Annotated in this window: 19 protein-coding genes; 9 read left to right on the top strand and 10 right to left on the bottom strand. The window is 65.3% G+C overall.

Translation table 11 applies throughout. From position 1 onward, the window contains the following. Positions 1–83: 83 nt before the first annotated feature. Complete coding sequence (locus OG326_RS01525; RefSeq protein ID WP_327146329.1) at positions 84–1,418, top strand: hypothetical protein; 1,335 nt, start codon at positions 84–86, stop codon at positions 1,416–1,418. On the opposite strand, the gene OG326_RS01520 is transcribed toward OG326_RS01525, so the two are convergent. Next, complete coding sequence (locus OG326_RS01520) at positions 1,415–1,972, bottom strand: CGNR zinc finger domain-containing protein (protein ID WP_327142833.1); 558 nt, start codon at positions 1,970–1,972, stop codon at positions 1,415–1,417. The two genes, OG326_RS01525 and OG326_RS01520, sit on opposite strands and share 4 nt — an antisense overlap. Positions 1,973–2,055: 83 nt before the next feature. On the opposite strand from OG326_RS01520, the gene OG326_RS01515 reads away from it, so the two are divergent. Next, positions 2,056–3,009, top strand: coding sequence for a DMT family transporter (locus OG326_RS01515; protein ID WP_327142832.1), 954 nt, complete (start codon positions 2,056–2,058; stop codon positions 3,007–3,009). A 123-nt stretch (positions 3,010–3,132) separates the two neighbouring features. Continuing rightward, positions 3,133–4,209, top strand: a complete 1,077-nt coding sequence (locus tag OG326_RS01510; protein WP_327142831.1) for a DUF389 domain-containing protein — start codon at positions 3,133–3,135, stop codon at positions 4,207–4,209. A 30-nt stretch (positions 4,210–4,239) separates the two neighbouring features. Here OG326_RS01510 and OG326_RS01505 read toward each other — a convergent pair whose 3' ends face one another. Further along, a complete protein-coding gene (locus OG326_RS01505; RefSeq protein ID WP_327142830.1) occupies positions 4,240–5,349 on the bottom strand; it encodes a DUF475 domain-containing protein in 1,110 nt (369 codons plus the stop codon). Positions 5,350–5,459: 110 nt separating this feature from the next. Beyond that, on the bottom strand, positions 5,460–6,035 hold the full coding sequence (locus tag OG326_RS01500; protein ID WP_327142829.1) for a TerD family protein: 576 nt from the start codon (positions 6,033–6,035) through the stop codon (positions 5,460–5,462). 259 nt (positions 6,036–6,294) lie between these two features. Here OG326_RS01500 and OG326_RS01495 point away from each other — a divergent pair, with 259 nt between their 5' ends. The 4 genes from OG326_RS01495 (at position 6,295) to OG326_RS01480 (ending at position 12,028) form a co-directional block, all read left to right on the top strand. After that, positions 6,295–7,461 carry a hypothetical protein gene (locus tag OG326_RS01495; RefSeq protein WP_327142828.1) on the top strand — a complete coding sequence of 389 codons (1,167 nt, stop codon included), beginning with the start codon at positions 6,295–6,297 and terminating at the stop codon, positions 7,459–7,461. A 93-nt stretch (positions 7,462–7,554) separates the two neighbouring features. Further along, on the top strand, positions 7,555–8,712 hold the full coding sequence (locus tag OG326_RS01490) for an HpcH/HpaI aldolase/citrate lyase family protein (RefSeq protein WP_327146328.1): 1,158 nt from the start codon (positions 7,555–7,557) through the stop codon (positions 8,710–8,712). Further along, a complete protein-coding gene (locus OG326_RS01485) occupies positions 8,709–11,192 on the top strand; it encodes a phosphoribosyltransferase (protein ID WP_327142827.1) in 2,484 nt (827 codons plus the stop codon). Before OG326_RS01490 ends, OG326_RS01485 begins: the two co-directional genes overlap by 4 nt. Positions 11,193–11,248: 56 nt before the next feature. After that, positions 11,249–12,028, top strand: coding sequence for an HAD family hydrolase (locus tag OG326_RS01480; protein ID WP_327146327.1), 780 nt, complete (start codon positions 11,249–11,251; stop codon positions 12,026–12,028). Positions 12,029–12,046: 18 nt separating this feature from the next. On the opposite strand, the gene OG326_RS01475 is transcribed toward OG326_RS01480, so the two are convergent. Together OG326_RS01475 and OG326_RS01470 are read right to left on the bottom strand one after the other, a co-directional pair. Continuing rightward, on the bottom strand, positions 12,047–12,391 hold the full coding sequence (locus tag OG326_RS01475) for a hypothetical protein (RefSeq protein WP_327142826.1): 345 nt from the start codon (positions 12,389–12,391) through the stop codon (positions 12,047–12,049). A 3-nt stretch (positions 12,392–12,394) separates the two neighbouring features. Further along, positions 12,395–12,571 carry a hypothetical protein gene (locus OG326_RS01470; RefSeq protein WP_327142825.1) on the bottom strand — a complete coding sequence of 59 codons (177 nt, stop codon included), beginning with the start codon at positions 12,569–12,571 and terminating at the stop codon, positions 12,395–12,397. A gap of 133 nt (positions 12,572–12,704) precedes the next feature. Between OG326_RS01470 and OG326_RS01465 the strand changes: the two genes are divergently transcribed. Further along, positions 12,705–13,871, top strand: a complete 1,167-nt coding sequence (locus OG326_RS01465) for a helix-turn-helix domain-containing protein (RefSeq protein ID WP_327142824.1) — start codon at positions 12,705–12,707, stop codon at positions 13,869–13,871. A 584-nt stretch (positions 13,872–14,455) separates the two neighbouring features. Here the strand turns inward: OG326_RS01465 and OG326_RS01460 are convergent. After that, positions 14,456–15,370 carry a hypothetical protein gene (locus tag OG326_RS01460; RefSeq protein ID WP_327142823.1) on the bottom strand — a complete coding sequence of 305 codons (915 nt, stop codon included), beginning with the start codon at positions 15,368–15,370 and terminating at the stop codon, positions 14,456–14,458. A 1,050-nt stretch (positions 15,371–16,420) separates the two neighbouring features. Between OG326_RS01460 and OG326_RS01455 the strand changes: the two genes are divergently transcribed. Next, positions 16,421–16,765, top strand: coding sequence for a hypothetical protein (locus OG326_RS01455; RefSeq protein ID WP_327142822.1), 345 nt, complete (start codon positions 16,421–16,423; stop codon positions 16,763–16,765). A 36-nt stretch (positions 16,766–16,801) separates the two neighbouring features. Here the strand turns inward: OG326_RS01455 and OG326_RS01450 are convergent, their stop codons facing one another. The 4 genes from OG326_RS01450 to dhaK form a co-directional block, all read right to left on the bottom strand. Next, positions 16,802–17,554: an isocitrate lyase/PEP mutase family protein gene (locus OG326_RS01450; RefSeq protein ID WP_327142821.1), complete on the bottom strand. Its 753-nt coding sequence runs from the start codon at positions 17,552–17,554 to the stop codon at positions 16,802–16,804. Between the two features lie 67 nt (positions 17,555–17,621). Beyond that, entirely contained in the window at positions 17,622–18,356 is a 735-nt protein-coding gene (gene dhaM, locus OG326_RS01445) for a dihydroxyacetone kinase phosphoryl donor subunit DhaM (RefSeq protein WP_327142820.1), read from the bottom strand. Continuing rightward, the gene (dhaL, locus tag OG326_RS01440; protein ID WP_442790991.1) at positions 18,353–18,988 is read right to left on the bottom strand and encodes a dihydroxyacetone kinase subunit DhaL; all 636 of its coding nucleotides are present in this window, start codon (positions 18,986–18,988) and stop codon (positions 18,353–18,355) included. The genes dhaM and dhaL overlap by 4 nt, the downstream gene beginning before the upstream one ends. Continuing rightward, the gene (dhaK, locus tag OG326_RS01435; RefSeq protein ID WP_327142819.1) at positions 18,976–19,977 is read right to left on the bottom strand and encodes a dihydroxyacetone kinase subunit DhaK; all 1,002 of its coding nucleotides are present in this window, start codon (positions 19,975–19,977) and stop codon (positions 18,976–18,978) included. The genes dhaL and dhaK overlap by 13 nt, the downstream gene beginning before the upstream one ends. Positions 19,978–19,983 lie beyond the last annotated feature (6 nt).

The following is a 19,983-nucleotide window of genomic DNA, read 5'->3' as shown; positions in this document are numbered from 1 at the left end:
TCGCCGGTCGCGGCGCGGGCCGGGTGCCGGCCTCCGGTCGCGGGGAGGACGCGGAGCGTTCTCAGCTGGCGATCATCTCGGTAATGGTGTGTGCCGTCACACTACTGGTCGCCTACTTCAACAAGGCGCGGTGTGCGGGAGCTCCATTCGAGGAGTCCGGTCGCAGCACGATCTTCGACACCATCAAGGATTCGCACGTCTGTTATTCGGATATCCAGTTCCTCTGGCTGGGTCGCGATATCAACGAGCACGTCTTCCCGTATCTCTCCGGCGGCATCACCCCGGACGGCGCGCTGACCGGAGGCGCCGTCGAATACCCGGTGCTCAGTGGACTTTTCATGTGGCTGGGTGCGATCGGCGCCGACAATGACGCCGCCTTCCTGCTGCATTCGGCGCTGCTGCTGGCGCCGTTCGCGCTGCTGACCGCCTACATGCTGGGCAAGCTGGCCGGTCGCGCCGCACTGCTGTGGGCGGCCGGACCGCCGCTGATCCTGTACGCCTTCCACAATTGGGAGCTACCGGTGGTGTGCACGGCGGTCGGCGCGGTCTACGTGGTGACCACCATGACCCGATATTCGTTGCGGGCGCGGGGAATTGCGGCCGCGGTGCTGCTGGGCATCGGTTTCTGCCTGAAGCTGTATCCGGGAATCTTCGTGCTGCCCTTACTGCTTCACGTTCTGGTCGGTGAGCCGACCGTCGAGTGCCGCGGTGAGACGCCGCCGGGCGTGCACTCGCGCCACTTCGATGTGCGCGGCGCGCTGGCGGTGGCCGCGACGGCCGTGGTCACGGTGGTGCTGATCAATCTGCCGTTCGCGCTGGCGGGTTTCCAGGGCTGGCGGGCGTCGATCACCTTCCAGGAGCTGCGGCAGGCCGATATCACCACCAATTCCATCTGGTACTGGGGTCTGCGCCCGCTGTTCGGCAATTCGCCGGAGAGTGAGGCCACCTTCCAGAACGTGGTGTCGGCCGCCTCGCCGCTGCTGATTCTGGCGGCATTCGTGCTGGCGGCGTGGCTGGGCTGGCGGCGCTATGTGCTGACCGGCGTATATCCGTGGGTCGGTGTGAGCGGGGCCATGCTGTGCGGATTCCTGTTGCTGCACAAGGTGCATTCGCCGCAGTACACGCTGTGGCTGATCCCGTTCCTGGTGCTGCTGGAGGTACCGTGGTCGCTCATCGGGGTGTACCTGCTGGCCGATGCGGCGATCGGCATCGGGGTGTTCCGCTACTTCTACGCGCTCGGCTCCGGGCGCTCGGCTGATCTGCAGGAGAATGTCGTGCAGTTCGGGGTGTGGGGCCGCGCGATGCTGCTGGTCGTGTTCTTCTTCGTTTTCGTGCGTGCGAAATCGCGCGGAATTATCGATACGACAAGGGAATTGGAACAGCCGCCGCAACCGGTGCTGGCATATTCGGCGCTCTAATGCGCTGCGTGCGAGTCGGTTTCGGTGTTCCGGGCCCGAAATGCCGCGCTCTTGGCCCGATTTCCGCACACCGTCATATCGCACCAGCGCCGCGAACCCGCGCGTGAGGTGTCGACGTACAGCCGGGTGCAATCGGCGCGCCCGCACTCCTTGATCCGGTCCCGATCCGCGCCGCCGATCAGTTCGACGGCCGAGCGGGCAATGGCGGCGAGCACGGTGTCGATTGTGCCGCTGCGTTTTACCGAGCCGTCGGCCTCGACCGTGAGTTCCGGAAGCGTGCCCCGCGCGAGGTCGTTGACCAGCTGCCGGTCCGGTGCGGCGAGCGGTTCACCGTGGGTGACGGCCAGCGCCAGCCGGTAGGCGGCTTCGCGCAATCGCGTGGCATCGGCGAGAGCGGCGGGATCGGCCGCGGGCGCGCTGTCGAGCAGGGCGGCCTCGACTGTCCATTCGACCAGGTCGCCGGGGGTCGCGAGGAGATCGGCGAACTCGGCGCGCCGGGACTGCACCGTCCCGATGAAGTCCAGTGCGAGGTTGCCGCTGACGAAGGTGAACATACTTCCCACAATAACCCCCTTGACTGGTTACGGAAAGGAGTGGAAGGTAGTAACCACATCAAGGGGTTACTTGAGAGGTAGCGATGAAGAATCGACTCATGGAAGGCGTGGCACAGCCCGCCTTCGTTCTCATGTGGAGCAGCGCGTTCATCGTCGGAATCATCGGCGTCGGCGCGGCCCCGCCGATGGTGGTGCTGTTCGCCCGGTACGCCTTCGCCGGGCCGCTGCTGGTGCTGTACGGCCTTGCGGTGCACGCGGTCTGGCCGCGCGGCCGGGAGCTGCGGCATGTCATCGTCGCCGGACTCCTCATGCAGATCGTGCAGTTCGGGGCCTTCTACACCGCCATGGGCGAGCATGTCCCGGCCGTGGTGATCGCCCTGATGCAGGGCCTGAATCCCGTTGTCATCGCACTCTTCTCGGGTGTTCTCGGCGAGCACATCACCCGCCGGCAGTGGATCGGCTTCGGCATCGGCGGCATCGGCGTCGCCCTCGCCGTCAGCGATCAGTCGGCCTTCTCCTGGATGGGCCTGCTGCTGTGCGTCATCGGCCTGCTGGGCCTGAGCCTCGGCACGGTGTACCAGAAGAAGTTCACCCCCACCGTGGACAGCCGCGCCGCCACCGCCGTGCACCAGCTGGCCAGCGCGCCCTTCGCCGCCGTGCTCGTCCTGCTGAGCGGCAACTTCCACATCAGCGATCCCGGCCGGTTCGGGGTATCGCTGACCTGGATGGTGCTGATGAATTCCATGGGCGCGTTCCTGCTGCTCAACGCCATGCTGCGACGCTGGGACGCGACCCGGGTCGGCAAGCTCTTCTTCGCCACCCCCGTCACCACCGCGGTCCTGGCCTGGCTCGTCATCGCACAACCCCTGCACCCCTTGACCATTGCCGGACTCGGCGTGGGCGTGATCGGCATGGTGCTGGCCTCCCGTAAGGCCCCGGCCGCGCCCGCTCAGCCCGAACCGGCGGCACAGCCTGAAGTCGCAGCGCGGCCCGCACGCACAATGCCCGACGTGCTACCGCGGTTGGCGCGAGCCTGATCAACCGAGCGCGGCATCCTCCCCGGTGCCGCGCTCCTTCGTCATCCCGGCGCGGGTTTGGCCGGGATCCACATTGGGAGTGCATGTTCGACCCACGTGGATCCCGGCCAAAAGCATGCCGGGATGACGGGGTGGGTCGTGCCGTCGGATGGCGGGGTGGGTCTCGCACGAAGGTTCCTGATGCGCGGCTGGTTCGGGGTACCGCGAATCGGGGCGTGCTCGGGGCAGACTGTGGCCATGCTGCACCTGCGGATCATGGCCCCAGGCGCCATGACTGATGCTGTTCTGTCCGCCCTGGAGAACGATGAGGCGGTCACCGGACTCGCCGTTTTCCGTGGCGCCGCGATTCGGCCGCCGGGCGATGTGATCACGGCGCAGGTGGCGCGGGAGGCCGCCAATGATGTGGTGGACAAGCTGCGCGTCCTGAAGGTGCATCAGGAGGGCAGTATCGAGATCGAACAGGTCGGAACCTGGTTGTCGCGCAGCGGATTCGAAGCCGAACTGCACACTCCGGGCAGTAGCGCCGATTCGGTCGTATGGGCCGAGGTGACACAGCGGTCCTACGACGAGACCGAACTCAATTGGACGTTCCTGAGCTTTCTGACGCTGGCGACCGTCATCGCGAGCATCGCCATCGTGACGGATTCGCAGATTCTGACGGTCGGAGCCATGGTGCTCGGACCCGAATTCGGCCCCATCGCCGCACTGGGCGTGGCCCTGGTGCGACGGCGTTTCGTCCTGCTGCAGCTCGCGATTCGCACTCTGGTGCTGGGCTTTGTGGTCGCGATCGCACTCACCATCGTGCTGGCGCTCATCGGCCGCGGACTGGGCTGGATCACCCTCGACGATGTGATCGGCCCCCGCCCCGGCACCGCCTTCATCTACACGCCCGACAAGTGGTCGTTCATTGTGGCGGTGATCGCCGGCGCGGCCGGTGTGCTGTCCATGACCTCGTCGAAATCGGTTGGCCTGGCAGGCGTTTTCATCTCGGTGACCACCGTCCCCGCCGCGGGCAATATCGCGCTGGGTGTGGCCTTCGGCAATGGCTCGACCATCTGGGGGAGCGTGGCGCAATTGCTGTTGAATGTGGCCGGGATGGCCTTGGCGGGCTGGGCCACGCTCGCGATTCAGCAGTCGGTGTGGTCACGCATATCGGTGCGGCGAGCCAGGCATCTGGCCGCGCCGCGCCGCATGCTGTGAACCGGTGTCAGCGGATGCTGTGAACCGGTATCAGCCGACCGGTGTGGGCTCGTTGGTGCTCACACTTTTGGACTCGTCGTCATCGCCTTCCCGGCGATTGCGAATGATGCTGGTAATGAACGCCGCTCCGATGAACGCCACACCCACCAGGCCGGTGACGACCTCGTTGACGTGCACGCCGATCGAGACCAGCAGGATGATCGACAGCGCGCCGATGGCCCAGTGCGCGCCGTGCTCCAGGTACACGTACTCCGACAGCGTGCCCTTGCGGACCAGGAATACGGTGATGGAGCGGACGAACATGGCGCCGATGAGACCCAGGCCCAGGGCGATCAGGATCGGGTCGGAGGTGATGGCGAACGCGCCGATCACGCCGTCGAAGGAGAACGAGGCGTCGAGCACTTCCAGGTAGAGGAACAGGAAGAAGCCCGCCTTGCCCGCCACCTTCACGGCTTCGGAAGGCCCGGAGGAGGATTCGCCCTCCTCCTCGGTGTGGAAGACCGAGCCGAGCCCGTCCACCAGGATGTAGGTGATCACGCCCAGCACACCCGACAGCAGTACCGTGCCCCGATCATCGCTGTCCGCAATGAATTCCGCGGCGATGATGATGGCGCCGAGGGTCAGGACCACCGAAAGCATGTCCAGCTTGCCGAGTTTGGCCAATGGCCGCTCCAGCCAGCCGAGCCAGGTGACCTCGTGCTCCTCCAGAATGAAGTTCAGGAACAGCAGCAGCAGGAACGCGCCGCCGAAGGCCGCGATCTGGGGATGCGCGTCGGTGAGCAGCTTCTCGTAGGAGGGGCTGCCGTCGGCGAAGGTGAGCGCGCCGTCGGCCGGCGGGTTCAGCGCCAGGTCGAAGGCCCGCTTCGGGTCCAGACCGGCGGTGACCCACACGATGCCCAGCGGGAACACCAGGCGCATGCCGAAGACGGCGATGAGCACGCCGACGGTCAGGAAGATCTTCTGCCAGAACTCGCTCATCCGTTGCAGGACACTGGCATTGATGACCGCATTGTCGAACGACAGCGACACTTCGAGGACACCCAGGATGGCGCACAGAGCCAGTCCTGTGACACCGCCGTATACGAATGCCGCTATGAGAGCCACCACCGAGACGATCATGGAGAGGCCGAAAATACGCACCGCAGAGGGCCTTTCGTAGTGCCGGTATCGATTCGATTTTCAGAGCAAGAACCCGCACAAGGCAGGGGCTCGGGTGCCCGAGCCCCTGGTGCGTGGAAAACGTTGTTCGGTTAGACGTTCACGCCGAAGTCGCGCGCGATGCCCGACAGACCGGAGGCGTAGCCCTGGCCGATGGCGCGGAACTTCCACTCGGCCCCGCTGCGGTACAGCTCGCCGAAGACCATGGCGGTCTCGGTGGAGGCGTCCTCGCTGAGGTCGTAGCGGGCGAGTTCGGCATTGGTGGCCCGGTCGACGACCCGGATGTAGGCATTGCGGACCTGGCCGAAGCTCTGGGCGCGCGAATCGGCGTCGTAGATCGAGACCGGGAAGACGATGGACTCGATGGTCGGCGGGGTGTTCGCGAGATCGACATTGATGGTCTCGTCGTCACCCTCGCCCTCGCCGGTGAGGTTGTCGCCGGTGTGCACGATGGTGCCCTCCGGGGACTGCAGGTTGTTGAAGAAGATGAAGTGCTTGTCCGACAACACCTTCTTGTCGGCACCGGTCGCGATGGCGCTCGCGTCCAGATCGAAATCGGTCCCGGTGGTGGTCCGCACATCCCAGCCCAGCCCCACGGCCACTGCGGTCAGGTTCGGAGCCTGCTTGGTCAGCGAAACATTGCCGCCCTTGGACAAACTGACACCCATGCGGGAATCCCTTCCGTTCGAAAGCTTTCAAGCCTTGTGGTAGAGCTGCTTTACAGCGGCATGTCCGAATTGCCGGAGTCCGCAAGTACGACCCTAGTAGCTCACACCTGCCCTGCGCACGAACAAACCGAGGACATCGCGGGGGACAACCCTGTCTCACGACATGTCACCGGGTTCATCGTCACAGTCGCCCAGGATGTGAACGGCCACCTAACATCGGGGCGTGGCAGGCCGTAAGCGTGGATGGTTCCGGACCCCGGTGAGGGATACGGCATGGGTGCAGCAGGCCCGGCAGGCGCTGACCGCTGCCTTCCTGGACATGGACACCCGGCAGAGCATTGCCGAAAATGCCGTCGCGGCCTCCGCGCAGATAGCGCCGGAGCGCGGTATGTCCGCGCAGTGGGAGCGGGTGCGGGCGCGCTGCTATGACGCCGCGGGCGCCTATCTGACCCTGAACGAGCGGCTGGACCAGGCCGAACGTGACGGAATCCCGGTGCCGCAGCCCGAAATCGACGCGCAGGTGCGGCGGCTCGCCGAGGCCGCGCGCGGGGTCGATGAGTTCTATCACGCCAATCAGGCGCACCTCGAGCATTCGGTGGCACTGCTGTCGTCGGTGCCGCAGTTGGTGGCCCAGGTGCGGTCCGCGGCGCAGCAGGCGCGGCAGGCCGCCGACGCTTCCCCGTACGCCGGATACCCCTCGGTGCGGCAGTACGCGGCCGCTGTGGATGAGGCTCTCGTCACAGTCGAGGGCGCGGTCGCCGGTGGTGGCGCGGGGGTGGTGCGGCAGGCGGCGACCGAATTGGAGGCGCACACCCGATCCTTGTCAAGGGCCCTGGAAGAGGCTCCGGGCAAACAGCATTCGGCCGGCACCGCACTCGCCTCCGCCGGGACCAGATTATCGGCCGTGCAGACCCGTACCGAACGCCTCGCACCGGCGCGGTCCGCGCTGCTCCGAGAGTTCAACGCTGCAAGTTCCGCGGATTTGGCGAACAATGAGCGCCAAGCCCACCGAGCGATCGACGCCGCAGCTGCGGAACTGTCCAAAGCCCGGGCCGCCCTGCAGAACAACGACCCGGAGCAAACCCTTGAGTTGACCACATCCGCCCGCGGCCTCCTCGCGACCGCCGAGGAGCAGGCCGACGCCGTCACCGACCGGCTGAGCCTGCTGCGCGAGGTACGAGCGCAGCCGCAGGAGAAGGCCAAAACCGTCCGATTCAAACTGCGTGACGCGCAGATGCTGGCGGTGAACAGCGGACTTGTCGCCCAGTGGGGTTCGGTCCTGGATGCCCAGGCCGAACGCCTCGAACGGGCGGCGGGCGGGCTGGTCGGACCACATCCGGACTACTGGGCCTACATCTCCGAACTGGATGCCATTTCCGGGTTTCTGACGGGTGTTGTCGACCGCATGCGAAAAACCGATAGATAGCCGACCGAACAGTAGGAGGAACGAGAGCCGATGACCGGAGTTATCACCACTTATCCGGGATTCGCGCCCATATCGCTCCGAAAACGGTTCCCGATGCGGCACTTCCGGCAGGTCCCCGGACCTGAGCTGCGACTGCTCTTCCATCAGCTGCCCGAACCCTTCGGCGGCTCCACCGACCGTGACCTGCTGTCCATGGCACTCGGGGCGACGCTGTACGTGCCCGCGACCCGCCCCGATCTCACCGCCACCATCGTGCGGCGGGCCGAACGCGGCGTGTGCTCCATGGTCATCGATCTCGAGGACGCGGTCGCCGACCACGAACTGGAATTCGCGAAGAAGCAGGCCGCGCTCACCATCGAGGAGCTGGGCGCGGGCATGGACCCGTATCCGCTGCTGTTCGTGCGGGTGCGCGATGCCGCCAGCGTCGGCGAAATCATCGAATGCCTCGGACCCGGGGCCGTGGCGCTCACCGGATTCGTATTCCCCAAGTTCGACAGCGTCTCCGGCCCGGACTACCTCGCCGCGCTCGACGCCGCCTCGGAACGCCTGGGCCGCACGCTCTTCGGCATGCCGGTGCTGGAATCGCCCTCGCTGGTGCACCGGCAGACCCGTGATACCGAACTGCACCGCATCCAATCGATGCTCTCCGCGCGTCGTGAACAGGTGCTCGCGGTGCGCATCGGAGCCACGGATATGTGCTCCACCTTCGGCATTCGCCGCGATCGCGATCTCACCATCTACGACGTGCGGGTGGTCGCCGACGTCATCGCCGATATCGTGAACTACCTCGGGCGTACGGACGGAACGGGATTCACCATCACCGGCCCGGTCTGGGAGTACTTCGCCGATCACGAGCGCATGTTCCGCCCGCTGCTGCGCACCTCGCCGTTTGCCGAAGTCGATGCGGTGCCGTTCCGGCAATACCTGGTCAGCCGCGATCTGGACGGGCTGCTGCGGGAGATCACGCTGGACCGCGCCAACGGTATTCAGGGCAAGACGGTCATCCATCCCTCGCATGTGGCTGTGGTGCACGCACTTTCGGTGGTGACGCACGAGGAGTACCTCGACGCCCTCGACATTCTGCGCGAGGACGTCGGCGGCGTCGCCGCCTCCGAGTACCGCAACAAGATGAACGAGATGCGCCCGCATCGCAGCTGGGCCCGGCAGACGCTGCTGCGCGCCCGGGTATTCGGGGTCACCAATACGGGGGTGTCCTTCGTGGATCTACTGAAAGTGCTGGTGGCATCGTGACTTCCGCGCCCTGGGCGACCCGTGAACTCGGACTCGGTCTGCGGCACGGCGAGTCCTATCCGCCGGCCGACAAGTGGCATATCTCGACGTTGCTCGAACCCGGTCTGCGCCGCAACCCGAGGCGCGGCCATCTGCTGGTTTCCACTGTCCTGGGCAAGCACCTGCCGACGGATCCGCACCGCGTGATCGAGGCTGGGAACCGGCTCGGTGATCGAGTCCGCGATTTAATCGACGGTCCGGTCATCGTGCTCGGCTTCGCGGAAACCGCAACCGGATTGGGCCACTGCGTGGCTGCGCGCATCCAGGCTGAGTGCTACCTGCACTCGACTCGTCGTGTGGTGCCCAGGGCGGATACGCTTACCCGATTCGAGGAGGGGCACTCACACGCCACCTCGCACATGCTGCAGCCGATGCCTGCGGAAATCTTCCGCAACGAGCTGCCGATGGTGCTGGTGGACGATGAGATCTCCACCGGTGCAACAGCACTCGATGCGATCAGGGCTCTGCACGCGTTCACTCCGCGCCCGCACTATGTGCTTGCCTCGCTGGTGGACATGCGTACCGAGGCCGATCGGGCGGTATTCGATGCGGGGGCCCGCGAACTCGGTGTGCGCATAGACACGGTGTGCTTGGCCTCGGGCGAGACGCTCCTTCCCACAGATCTGGTCGAATCAGTTGCGGCGCTTCCTGATCCGAAACTAAATCCGCGTGCTGCCGTACGCGGACGAACCGCTCGGATCGAACTACCCTGGCCGGAAGCGATTCCGGAGGGCGGTCGGCACGGAATTCTGCACACCGAAGTCGTGGGATTCGAAACCGCGCTTTCGAACGCCGCCGAAGTGCTGCGGGGGGAACTGGATTCGCTGCCCTGGGGGACCGGGAATGGCCCGGTCGGCAGCGCTGCGGAGCGGGAATTCGCACAGCGGCCGGTGGTCGTGCTCGGACACGAAGAATTCATGTACCTTCCGCTGCGCCTGGCCGGGTTCCTCGCGGACGGCGGCGTACCCACCCGCTATCAGACGACTACACGCTCGCCGGCCTACGTACTGGATGAACCCGGTTATCCGCTGCGTCGTGGATTCCGTTTCACGGCACCGGAATCCGGCGAAGAAGCGCCCCGCTACCTGTACAACGCTCACTGGCCGGAGCCGGGTGCGCCCGACCCGATCATCCTGGTGATCGCTGATGAACCCGCCGACACCGATCGGATGACGGCCGCCGGCGGACTGCTGGATGTCCTAACGGCCGCCGGAGCCGATGTCGTACTCGCCGTGCTGCATGGCGCCGACCCGCGCCGACTAGCATCGGTTCGCGCAGTGGCTCGCGGCGATTCCAGCGGCTCGAACCTCGGTACGTCGAGCGCGTTGTCACTCCCCTCACCGTTGCGCGGACCGGCATTCGGCTCTTACGCCCCGGATGAAGTGGCGTGGTTGCTGAAGGATCTGTCGACAGCGGATCTGGAAGCCGATGTGATGGAGCGTGAACGGCGGATTCAGGCCGGTACCGCACACTATGCGGAGTCGCTGCCCGTGGAATATCAACCCGACGCCGCGTACCGCGAACTGTTCGACAAGGTGCTCGCGGAGAGCGCGCAGCGGTTGGCGCTGGCGGTGGCCACCGTAGCGGAATTGGTTGTCGCGGAACGTGGCCGGGACATAGTCCTGGTGTCGCTGGCACGAGCCGGCACACCGATTGGCCTTCTCATGCGCCGGTGGCTGCGCACTCGCGGAATAGATGTGCCGCACTACGCGGTCTCGATCGTGCGGGATCGCGGGATCGACACGGTGGCACTGGATTATCTTGCCGAGCAGCATGATCCGGCGAGCATCGTATTCGTGGACGGCTGGACCGGAAAAGGGGCGATCACCAGGGAACTCAGCGAAGCCCTCGCTGCCTACCACCGTGCGGGAGGCGCTCGTTTCAATGACGAGCTCGTTGTACTCGCCGATCCGGGTAGCTGCGTCCGCACATACGGTACGCGTGACGACTTCCTCATCGCCTCAGCCTGTTTGAATTCCACTGTCTCCGGTCTGGTGTCACGGACCGTACTGAACGACGCGCTGATCGGTCACCGCGACTTCCACGGTGCGAAGTTCTACCGGGAGCTGGCGGGCGCGGACGTCTCCGGGCGACTGGTGGAGGAGGTCAGTACCTGCTTCGATACGGTTCGGCCCGCGGTCGCCGAACGGGTTGCCGAGATCCAGCAATCCGATCGGACACCCACCTGGGTCGGATGGGTCTCGGTCGAGAAGGTGCGCGAAGCGTACGGCATATCCAGTGTCAATTTCGTGAAACCTGGTGTGGGAGAGACGACCAGGGTGCTCCTACGCCGACTCCCGTGGCGAGTACTGGTGCGCGAGGCCGACGCGCCCGAGCATGCGCACATCCGAATGCTGGCCGCCGCGCGTGATGTACCGGTCGAGGTGGTTCCCGATCTGGCGTACGCCTGCATGGGACTGATCAAGGATGTGAACCAGTAGTGGCTGACCATCGATCGCCGAGGCGAACCCTGGTCGCGACCGATCTCGATCGCACCATGATCTACTCTCGCAACGCGTTCGGTCCGGTACCGGAATTGTCCACGGTCTGTGTGGAACACCTGGACGGCGAACCGCTGTCCTATATGACCGCAGATGCCGCCGATAGTCTGAAGGCGCTGACCGAGCTTGCGATGGTCGTTCCGACCACCACCCGAACGATCGAGCAGTTCAACAGAATTCAGCTGCCCGGTGCTCCCTGGCGATACGCCGTCACCACCAACGGCGGCAATATTCTCGACAACGGTCAGCCGGACCCGCACTGGCGTGCGAGCCTGGCCGCCGAAGTCCGCTCCACCAGCGCATCGCTCGCGGAGATCAGTGCCGAATTGCATTCGCGCACAGACGATTCCTTTGTATTGAAGTATCGGGTCGCTGATGAGCTCTTCTGCTACCTGGTGGTGCAGCTCGAAGCGCTACCCGCCGACTTCCTCGCCGAATGGGATGCCTGGTGCCGTCCACGCGGCTGGTCCGCCTCTCAGCAGGGCCGCAAGATCTACACCATGCCCGTCTCGGTCTGTAAGAGCCGGACGGTCGCGGAAGTCCGCCGCCGCCTGGAGGATTCGGGCGATCTGGACCCCGCCGCCCGGCTGCTCTCGGCAGGAGACGGTGCACTCGACGCCGAAATGCTGCGCACCTCGGACGCCGCGATCCGCCCGCGCCACGGCGAACTGGAAGAACTCGCCTGGACCCACCCCAACCTAACCATCACCACCGCCGCCGGCATCCGAGCCGGAGAGGAGATCCTCGACTGGTTCCTGAAGTCGAGCGACCGCTGATTGCGTTCTGTCTGAGAATCAATGGGAACCCAGATCGGCAGGCGTATCCGGCGGAACGATCCAGCGCGAGAACGTCTCCTGAGTATCGACGATAATCGAATCGGCCACCGCCAGCAGCTCATTGGATATCTGTCCACCCACATGCTCGATACCTGGCATGATCACCGCCTCGGCATCCACGCTCCGAACCACATCGATCAGTCTGTGCACCGGATCTTCGGTATACCGCCCGAAGACAACGGTTTTCGCGAGCGTGTATCCGAGACGTGCGGCGAGACTCCGTATCCGAATCTCATCCCAGGACTGCCTCGACCCCGAGATGTCGCTGCGCAGGTACCCGATGGCGGTGGGGATCTCCAACATGATTCACCATCCGCGCAGCGGGACGAAGGTGCGAGCACGCTCGCGCGAGAGCCGCGCCTGAATCGTGGCGACCGGTAGACCACGCTGGTGCCGTCCGGCCGATCCGGTGCGGCCGAAAGGATTTATCGCCGTGAGCATCACGGCCGCGGCGGCGAACATCATGACGAGAGCAGTTTCCATCTGGTGTCTCCCGATCCTCGGAGTTTCGCTGTAGTGAATCCTCCTGTGACGCTACGCACAGGCGACCCCTCGAACTTTCAATGAACTTTCAATCCCGCTGCTACTGCGAGCGTGATCGCGGTAGCGTGAATTCATGGAGGAGCTGGAACGAGTGGGTGCCCGCGTCGCACGAATTCGAAAGCAGCGTGGACTGACTCAGGTCGCCCTCGCCAAGAAGGCCGGCAGCAGCGTGAGCATGGTGTCGAAAATCGAAGGAGGCTATGCCTCGGCATCGTCACAGCTGCTCGGCGCGATCGCTCAGGCGCTCGGCGTGGACACCACGGTGTTGACCGGTTCGCAGGATGGTCCGGAGCAGCTGCACGAGATGGTGCCGACAATCCGGCGGGCATTGGCATCGGTGGACCTCTACGACCCTGATGCTGGGCCGGAACAGATCTCGGTCCTCCGGTCGCGAGTGGTCGAACTCAACAGCTGGCGACGTGCCACCAAGTATCGCAAGATCGGACTCGCGCTACCGGATCTCGTCGAGCAGTTGCTCATCGCGGGACGCGAATACGGTGAGCCCGCCTATGCTCTGCTGGCAGATGCATATCGTGCGTCGAACACATTGGCGCACAAGCTCGGATACGCGGATCTTTCCTTGACGGCCATGGACCGTATGGAGTGGGCCGCCAGGCGCAGCGGCGACGTACTGCTGCTGGCAACGACCCACTATCTTCGCGCCGCGGCCCTTGCTCGAATCGGCGCAGGCAAACAAGCCCTACTGCTGCTCGATCGCACTATGACCGATATCGAGCCGTTCATCGAAGCGGACCGAGATGCGGCGGCCGTCTGGACAGCACTCCACATGCGAGCCGGAACAATCGCTGCCACACTCGCCGACAGTGCGGGCTCGCAGCAGCATCTCGACGAGGCCGCCCGTGTCGCGGAGAGCGTCGGCAATCGCGTCGTCTACGAGACGACGGTGGGGCCCGCCAATGTGCAGTTGCATGCGATCGCCGCAGCAGTTGACCTGGGTCAAGGCGGCAAAGCGATCCGGATCGCGAAAACTACGGCGCTGCCGGGAGATATGGCAACCGAGCGCCGTACGCACTTTCACCTCGATAGTGCCCGTGCGTACTTGCTGAACAGAAACCCTGACGAGGCAATCGAAGAACTACATCAAGCACACGCCCTGGCGCCGGAGCACTTTCGCGCCAGCACAACGGTGAAGACCGCATTGCAAACTGCAGCAGCCCAACAGCGGCGCGCCAGCTATGGTCTGCGGTCCTTGGCGAATCATGCCGGATTGGTCGATTGATGTAGACGTAAGTCGTTGACGTGGGATGTCACGGACGGGCCTTCCCCGGCTTGCCGCCTTCCGTGACTGATGTCATTGCAGGAGTGGGTAATCCGGACCTCGCTCGGCCTGAGCGGTCACAAACCCCGCCATGGCGGCAAAATTGCTGTCCAACCACGATCTCTGACCGCTCAGGCCGGATGCTCCCGGCCGAGTTGGCACTGCACAAGCTTCTGGCACCGGTGCGCGCCCACACGAGATTATCTCGACCCGGCGACCTTGCATCGCGCCGCATGGCCGCTTCGAACCGCGCGGCATGCGGTGCGGGCTCAGGCAATCATCGCAACACTTCTTCGAGTGCTTCTGATGGTGTGCGGAATCCGAGTGTTTGTCGAGGCCGGCCGTTGAGTGGGTAGGTGTCCACCCAGCGATGGTCGCTAGAAGCGCGTTCCAGCGTCCAGGCGACTCGGTGAACAGTGAGATAGCACCTCTACCCTCGCTACGGCCCGCCGATGGCCCGAGACGTCCGGTACCCGCCCAGGCTCGGGCGGTGGCAGCCGCGATAGGTCGCGCTTGCCACCGCGTCGAGCGCGGCGGCGGTTCGACTAGGCGGCCTCACCCTGGTTGCGGCTGTTGTACTTGCTGTCGACCCATGCTGTGAAGCGGCCGAGCAGGTCGTACTCGTCCTCCTCCAAGGCGCGCAACGTCCACGAGATGTCGGTGCGACGACCGCGGCCCAGGCCGGGCTGGCGGCGCAGTTCGTGCTTCGGCGTCTTGAGGACCTTGCCGTTGCGCAGAACCGACTGCTTGTCCTGGACCCAGCCGAGGATCGCGGTGTCGTGGTAGCGCCCTGACGACATCAGTAGGGTCGACGCGGCCCATTCGGCGGGCACCAGCACCAGCGGCTGACCGGCCGCCACGGGTAGCTCTACCCGCTTCTGGACCCAGCCACGAAGTTTGGGGTCCCAGATCGGGCGCTCAACGGTGACCAGCCCGTGCGGATGGGTTTTGAACTGAGGGAAGTTCGCGACCACCTCTGCGGTGAAGTCGATTAGCGGGCCGAAGATGATGCGGGTGGTGAGGTCTGAGGTGATGTCCTTGTCGACACCCGTCACGAACAGCGGGATCGTTTCGACCTCGTGCATGATGCCTACCTGCCAGAGCGGTGCCAGCTCGGGGCCGCTGAGCGCGTCCCAGATGGCGCGCCCGATCTTGCCGGCTCCGCCGTGCCCATCGATGCCGGCGCGCGACATACCGAGGCGGGTTTCGCGCGGCTCACCGAAGTGCTGCAGCAGGTCAAGCCCGCGATGCTGGTCCGCGGGGTTCGAGGACATGACGCAGCTGGCGATCGTTGTGAAGAAGGTGTTCAGGCACAGGCGCGCGTTGCGTGCGTGGGGGTGAGGCTGTTGGGCCAGCCGAACACGGCGCGGGTCGAGGAACATGCGGTTGTCGGTCTCGACCTTGACGTCGACGAACGGGACAGCGCCGGTGATTCCGAAGTAATTTTTGATCGTGGTCATGGAGCCTCCTAATGAGGGGATGGGTAGCTGCGGGGCTACGGATCCGCTCGAGAAAAGCGGGAGCCGAGGGGTTGCCCTCGTGGGAACTCCCGCTAGGCTGGAGGCGACCTACGCAAGTCACCGCCGAGCCTCTCGAGTCGGCACGGGCCCGGTTTCCGTTGGCGCGGAAACCGGGTTTTTTGCTGTCTGGACTCCATCGGCATCCGACCCCTCGGAGCGACCGAGGGGTCGGGTTCGCCGAACTCACCCAGACTTTGTAGAGCATACATTCGGCACCCGACATCAAACCGTGCTAAATGCCCGAATAAGACGCACCGATCGGTTCACATCAACCGCTACGACGTACCAATCACATCCTTATAACGAACAAATGGTGATGGCATTTGGCCTGATCAACAAGCCCAACATCGACGTCGAACACGTGTGCGGTGGTCGCACATAACCCCCGGTAGGCCGTCCGGAGATCCTCTGGACGTGTGACAAGATTCACAAATCCCAGGCTCGATCCCACATTCGATCGAGGCGAATCCACCGGCGCCCGACGGTCAAGTAAACCGTACATACGGGATCTTTTCGCCATTCGATGGTAGCTGAGTTTAATGTTAAACAACCGACCAGTTCCCTACTGTGATTGCTATGTAGCTATCACCCAGATCAGTGCCGATCAGTTCGTACTGCCGCCTATGCCCAGCCAACGACCGCCACCAACAGCAGGACCTTGAAGTGCGGCCATAGTCACCAAAGGGCGAAGTGGCCTCGCGGATCCGCTCCGACTGCTGGCGGGCGGCGAGCTCGCGCCAGCCTGGTTCTCGGGGGACCCGCGCAGCGGCCGGCTTCTGCCCCGAGCCTCGCGGTGGCTGCAGTCTCCCAGCCTCGACGACCTGGATCTCCTCCCGAATCTGTACGCGTACTCGGTGCGGACTGGCTTGCGCCTCATCTCCAGGACGTATTGCGCTCCCACGGCATCGAAGGATCGACTAGCCACCGTCGGACCGCGATCCTCGCGGCGGCAGGAGCGGATGTTCAAGGCAGAGTGATCTAATCGCAACCATGGAGAAGTTCGACGCCTGGCTTCGTCAGATTCACGATGAGAACGATGAATTCGCCTACCGCGCGGTCTATTCCGCACATCTCGGTGCTTCTGGCGGGTTCGAATCGTCGGATGTCGAGTCGTCATGTCGGCGACGAAGTGATGAGGGCTTCGAGATCCCTGCGGGTCGAGCGACGATGGTGCTGGCTGACGATGCCGAGCGAGAAGCATTGGCCGCGTACATGGTGCGCCGCTACTGCGGAGACCGCTATCCGACTATGCGTGCGTGGGAGAAGCAACAGCACGAATGGTATGTCGAAGAACTGCACAACTGGACCAGCGATGACGCCGACGACCCGAGATGATCTCGGGTCGTCGGTCGATCGGGAATTGACGGTAGTTCAGCGCCAGGGGGTGAGGAGTGTGTTTGCGTGCTCGGACAACGCGTTTTGGAGGAAGGGGCCGAAACTTACTCGGGCTACGCCGGATTCGGCGAGGGCGGGGCGGTTGGCTTCGGCGGGGATGCCGATGGCGTTGATGGGGAGGGGGAGGTCGGTGCAGAGGGTGCGGAGGGTTTCGGGGTCGTGGCGGCCTACGGGGTAGAGGACGTCGGCGCCGGCTTCGGCGGCGAGATGTAAACGGGTGAGGGCGCTTTCGAGGCGTTCGGCGGGGGTGCCGGTGTCCTGGCGGAGGAAGACGTCGGTGCGGGCGTTGATGACGAAGTGGACGCCGGCGGTGTCGGCGGCTTGGCGGAGTTCCGCGACCAGGTCGGCGTGCTCCTGGGGGGTGCGCAGGCGGCCGCCCTCGCTGTGCACGGAATCCTCGATATTGAGGCCGACCGCGCCCGCGTCGAGCAGACCGTTGATCAGGTCGGCGGGCTTCTGGGCGTAGCCGGATTCGATATCCACCGAGACGGGGATGGTCACGGCGGCGGTGATCTCGCGAATGCGGGCGGTCACCTCGGGGAACGTCATCCCCTCCTTGTCCTCTTTGCCGAGGGAATTCGCGAGCGGGTGGCTACCGACGGTCAATGCCGAGAAACCGGCCTCCTGTACCAGTTTCGCCGACCACGCATCCCAGACCGTCGGCAGAATCACCGGATTGCCGGGCTGGTGGAGTCCGAGGAATGTGACTGCTTGCTCCTTCAGGGTCATGCCCACGATCTTGCCCCTGTCCTGCGACAGGCGAAAGGAGGTCAGGTCACGGAGCCGTCGGCGTCCTTCAGTGTCCAGAGGTCGAAGCGCGCACGATCTCGATGGCTGCGGCCGCTTCCGGGCCGAGCGCCGATACCTCCAATCGGTGGCCGGACAGCAGGCCGAGGGTCAGGACTCGGGTCAGACTGTCGGCCGGGACCGGGCCCGCGCCGGTTGTCGCATTGCGGAGTTCGACATCGGCATCGATATCCCGCAGCGCCGCCACCAGTTCGGCGGCGGGGCGGGCGTGGAGGCCGTGTTCGTTGGTCACCTCGATCACGGCCACGGTACGACCCGCGGTGGTGGTCGGCGGTGCGATCGGGTCTGCGAGGGAAGGGGATTCGCCTTCGGGATCATCCAGCCGTATCCCCAGCTGTGCTCGTTTGGCGGTCAAGGCGTGTTCGGCCTCCTGTGCCACCTTCTCCAGGTCCGCGCCGCTGCCCGCCATTGCCAGCGCGGCGACCAAACCCTCCACGAACGGCGCGGCGCACAGTCGGACCCGAATCGGAGTCTCCAGCAGATCCACCGCTGTTTCGGCGGAGAGCACCGCGCTGCCGAGATCCATGAGCACCAGGACACCGTCACCGCTGTCGGCCGCGGTGATGGCCTCGGCCACGGCGACCGCATCGGTGCCGAGGGTGTTGTCATATGAGCCCGCAGCGATTTCGATACGCACCGCCTGGGCGGGCAGCAGTTCGGTGGCCAGCGCGACCGCCGCTCTGGCGAGGGGACGGCTGTGCGAGACGACGACCAGGCCGATCATCGCAGCGCCTGCCGGGCGGCGAGCACCAGCAGCGCGGCGCTGGTCGCTCCCGGATCCTGGTGCCCGACACTGCGTTCGCCGAGATAGGAGGCGCGACCTTTGCGGGCGAGCAGGGAAGTCGTTGCGTCCCGGCCGGTTTCGGCGGCGGTGACCGCCGCATCCAGCGCGTCGGCCGGAGCGGCACCCGCCGCGACCTGTTTGTCGAGCGCATCCGCGGCGGGGGAGAGGGCATCGATCATGGTCTTGTCGCCGAGTTCGGCTTTACCCCGGGCAATCACGCCGTCGAGCCCGGCACGAAACGCGCGCCCGAAATCGGCTGTCTCCGTATCGGGTTGAATCGCACCGGCGAACCGCAGGAAGAACGTGCCGTACAGCGGACCGCTCGCGCCGCCGACGGTGCGAATGAGCACCATGGCGGTTTGCTTGCACACTTCGGCCGCCGTCTCACCCACACCCTCACCCGAATTATCCAGCGCCGCAACAGCCGCCGACATCCCACGCTGCATATTCGTGCCGTGGTCGGCATCGCCGATGGCGGCGTCCAGCGCCGTCAACTCGTCGGCGTGCGCATCGATCAGCGCCGCGAACCCGCGCACCCACGCCGCCGCATCCACCGTCATCAGATCCCCCATCGCAGTGCCGGAGTGCGGACCGGTGCGTCCCACAGCGCGGTGAGCTCCTCATCCAGCCGCGTCAGCGTCACCGAGCAGCCCGCCATATCCAGCGAGGTGATGTACGAACCCACCAGCGAGCGGACGACCTCCACACCGTGGCCGCGCAGCAGGCGGGACACCTCGTCGAACATGAGGTACAGCTCGATGAGCGGGGTGCCGCCCATGCCGTTGACAAAGCAGAGCACCCGATCACCCTGGGCGAACGGCAGATCCGCGAGGATCGGCTCGACGAGCATGGCGGCGATCTCCCGGGCCGGAGCCAGCGGCACCCGCCGCCGTCCGGGTTCCCCGTGAATGCCGACGCCGATCTCCATCTCGGTCTCGCCCAGAGCGAAGGTGGGGTGGCCGACGGCGGGAACGGTGCCGGAGGTCAGGGCCATGCCCATACTGCGCGATGCGCTGTTCACCCGCTCGGCAATGCCCGCCACCTCGGCCAGCGGACGCCCCTGTTCGGCTGCGGCGCCTGCCATCTTCTCCAGGATCACAGTGGCGCCGACACCCCGCCGACCGGCGGTGTACAGGCTGTCCTGCACGGCCACATCGTCGTTCACCACCACCGACAGCACCTGCGCGCCGGTCTCGGCCGCGGCGAGTTCGGCGGCCATCTCGAAATTGAGCACATCGCCCGTGTAGTTCTTCACAATGTGCAGCACCCCGGCCCCGGCGTCCACAGCGGTGGTGGCCGCGAGAATCTGGTCCGGCACGGGGGAGGTGAAAATCTCCCCGGCACAGGCGGCGTCGAGCATGCCGTGGCCGACGAATCCGGCGTGCAGCGGTTCGTGCCCGGACCCGCCCCCGGATACCAGACCCACCTTGCCCACGATAGGTGCGTCGGCGCGCACCACCACCCGCTGTTTGGCATCGACCCGCAGCTCGGAGTGGGCGGCGGCCATACCCGCGAGGGCGGCGTCGACCACATCGGCCGGATCATTGATCAGCTTCTTCACCGAATT

The sequence above is a fragment of the Nocardia sp. NBC_01327 genome (assembly GCF_035958815.1).
Classification (GTDB): domain Bacteria; phylum Actinomycetota; class Actinomycetes; order Mycobacteriales; family Mycobacteriaceae; genus Nocardia.
The sequence above is the reverse complement of the archived record's forward strand: the minus strand, read 5'-3'. Positions and strand labels throughout refer to the sequence as shown.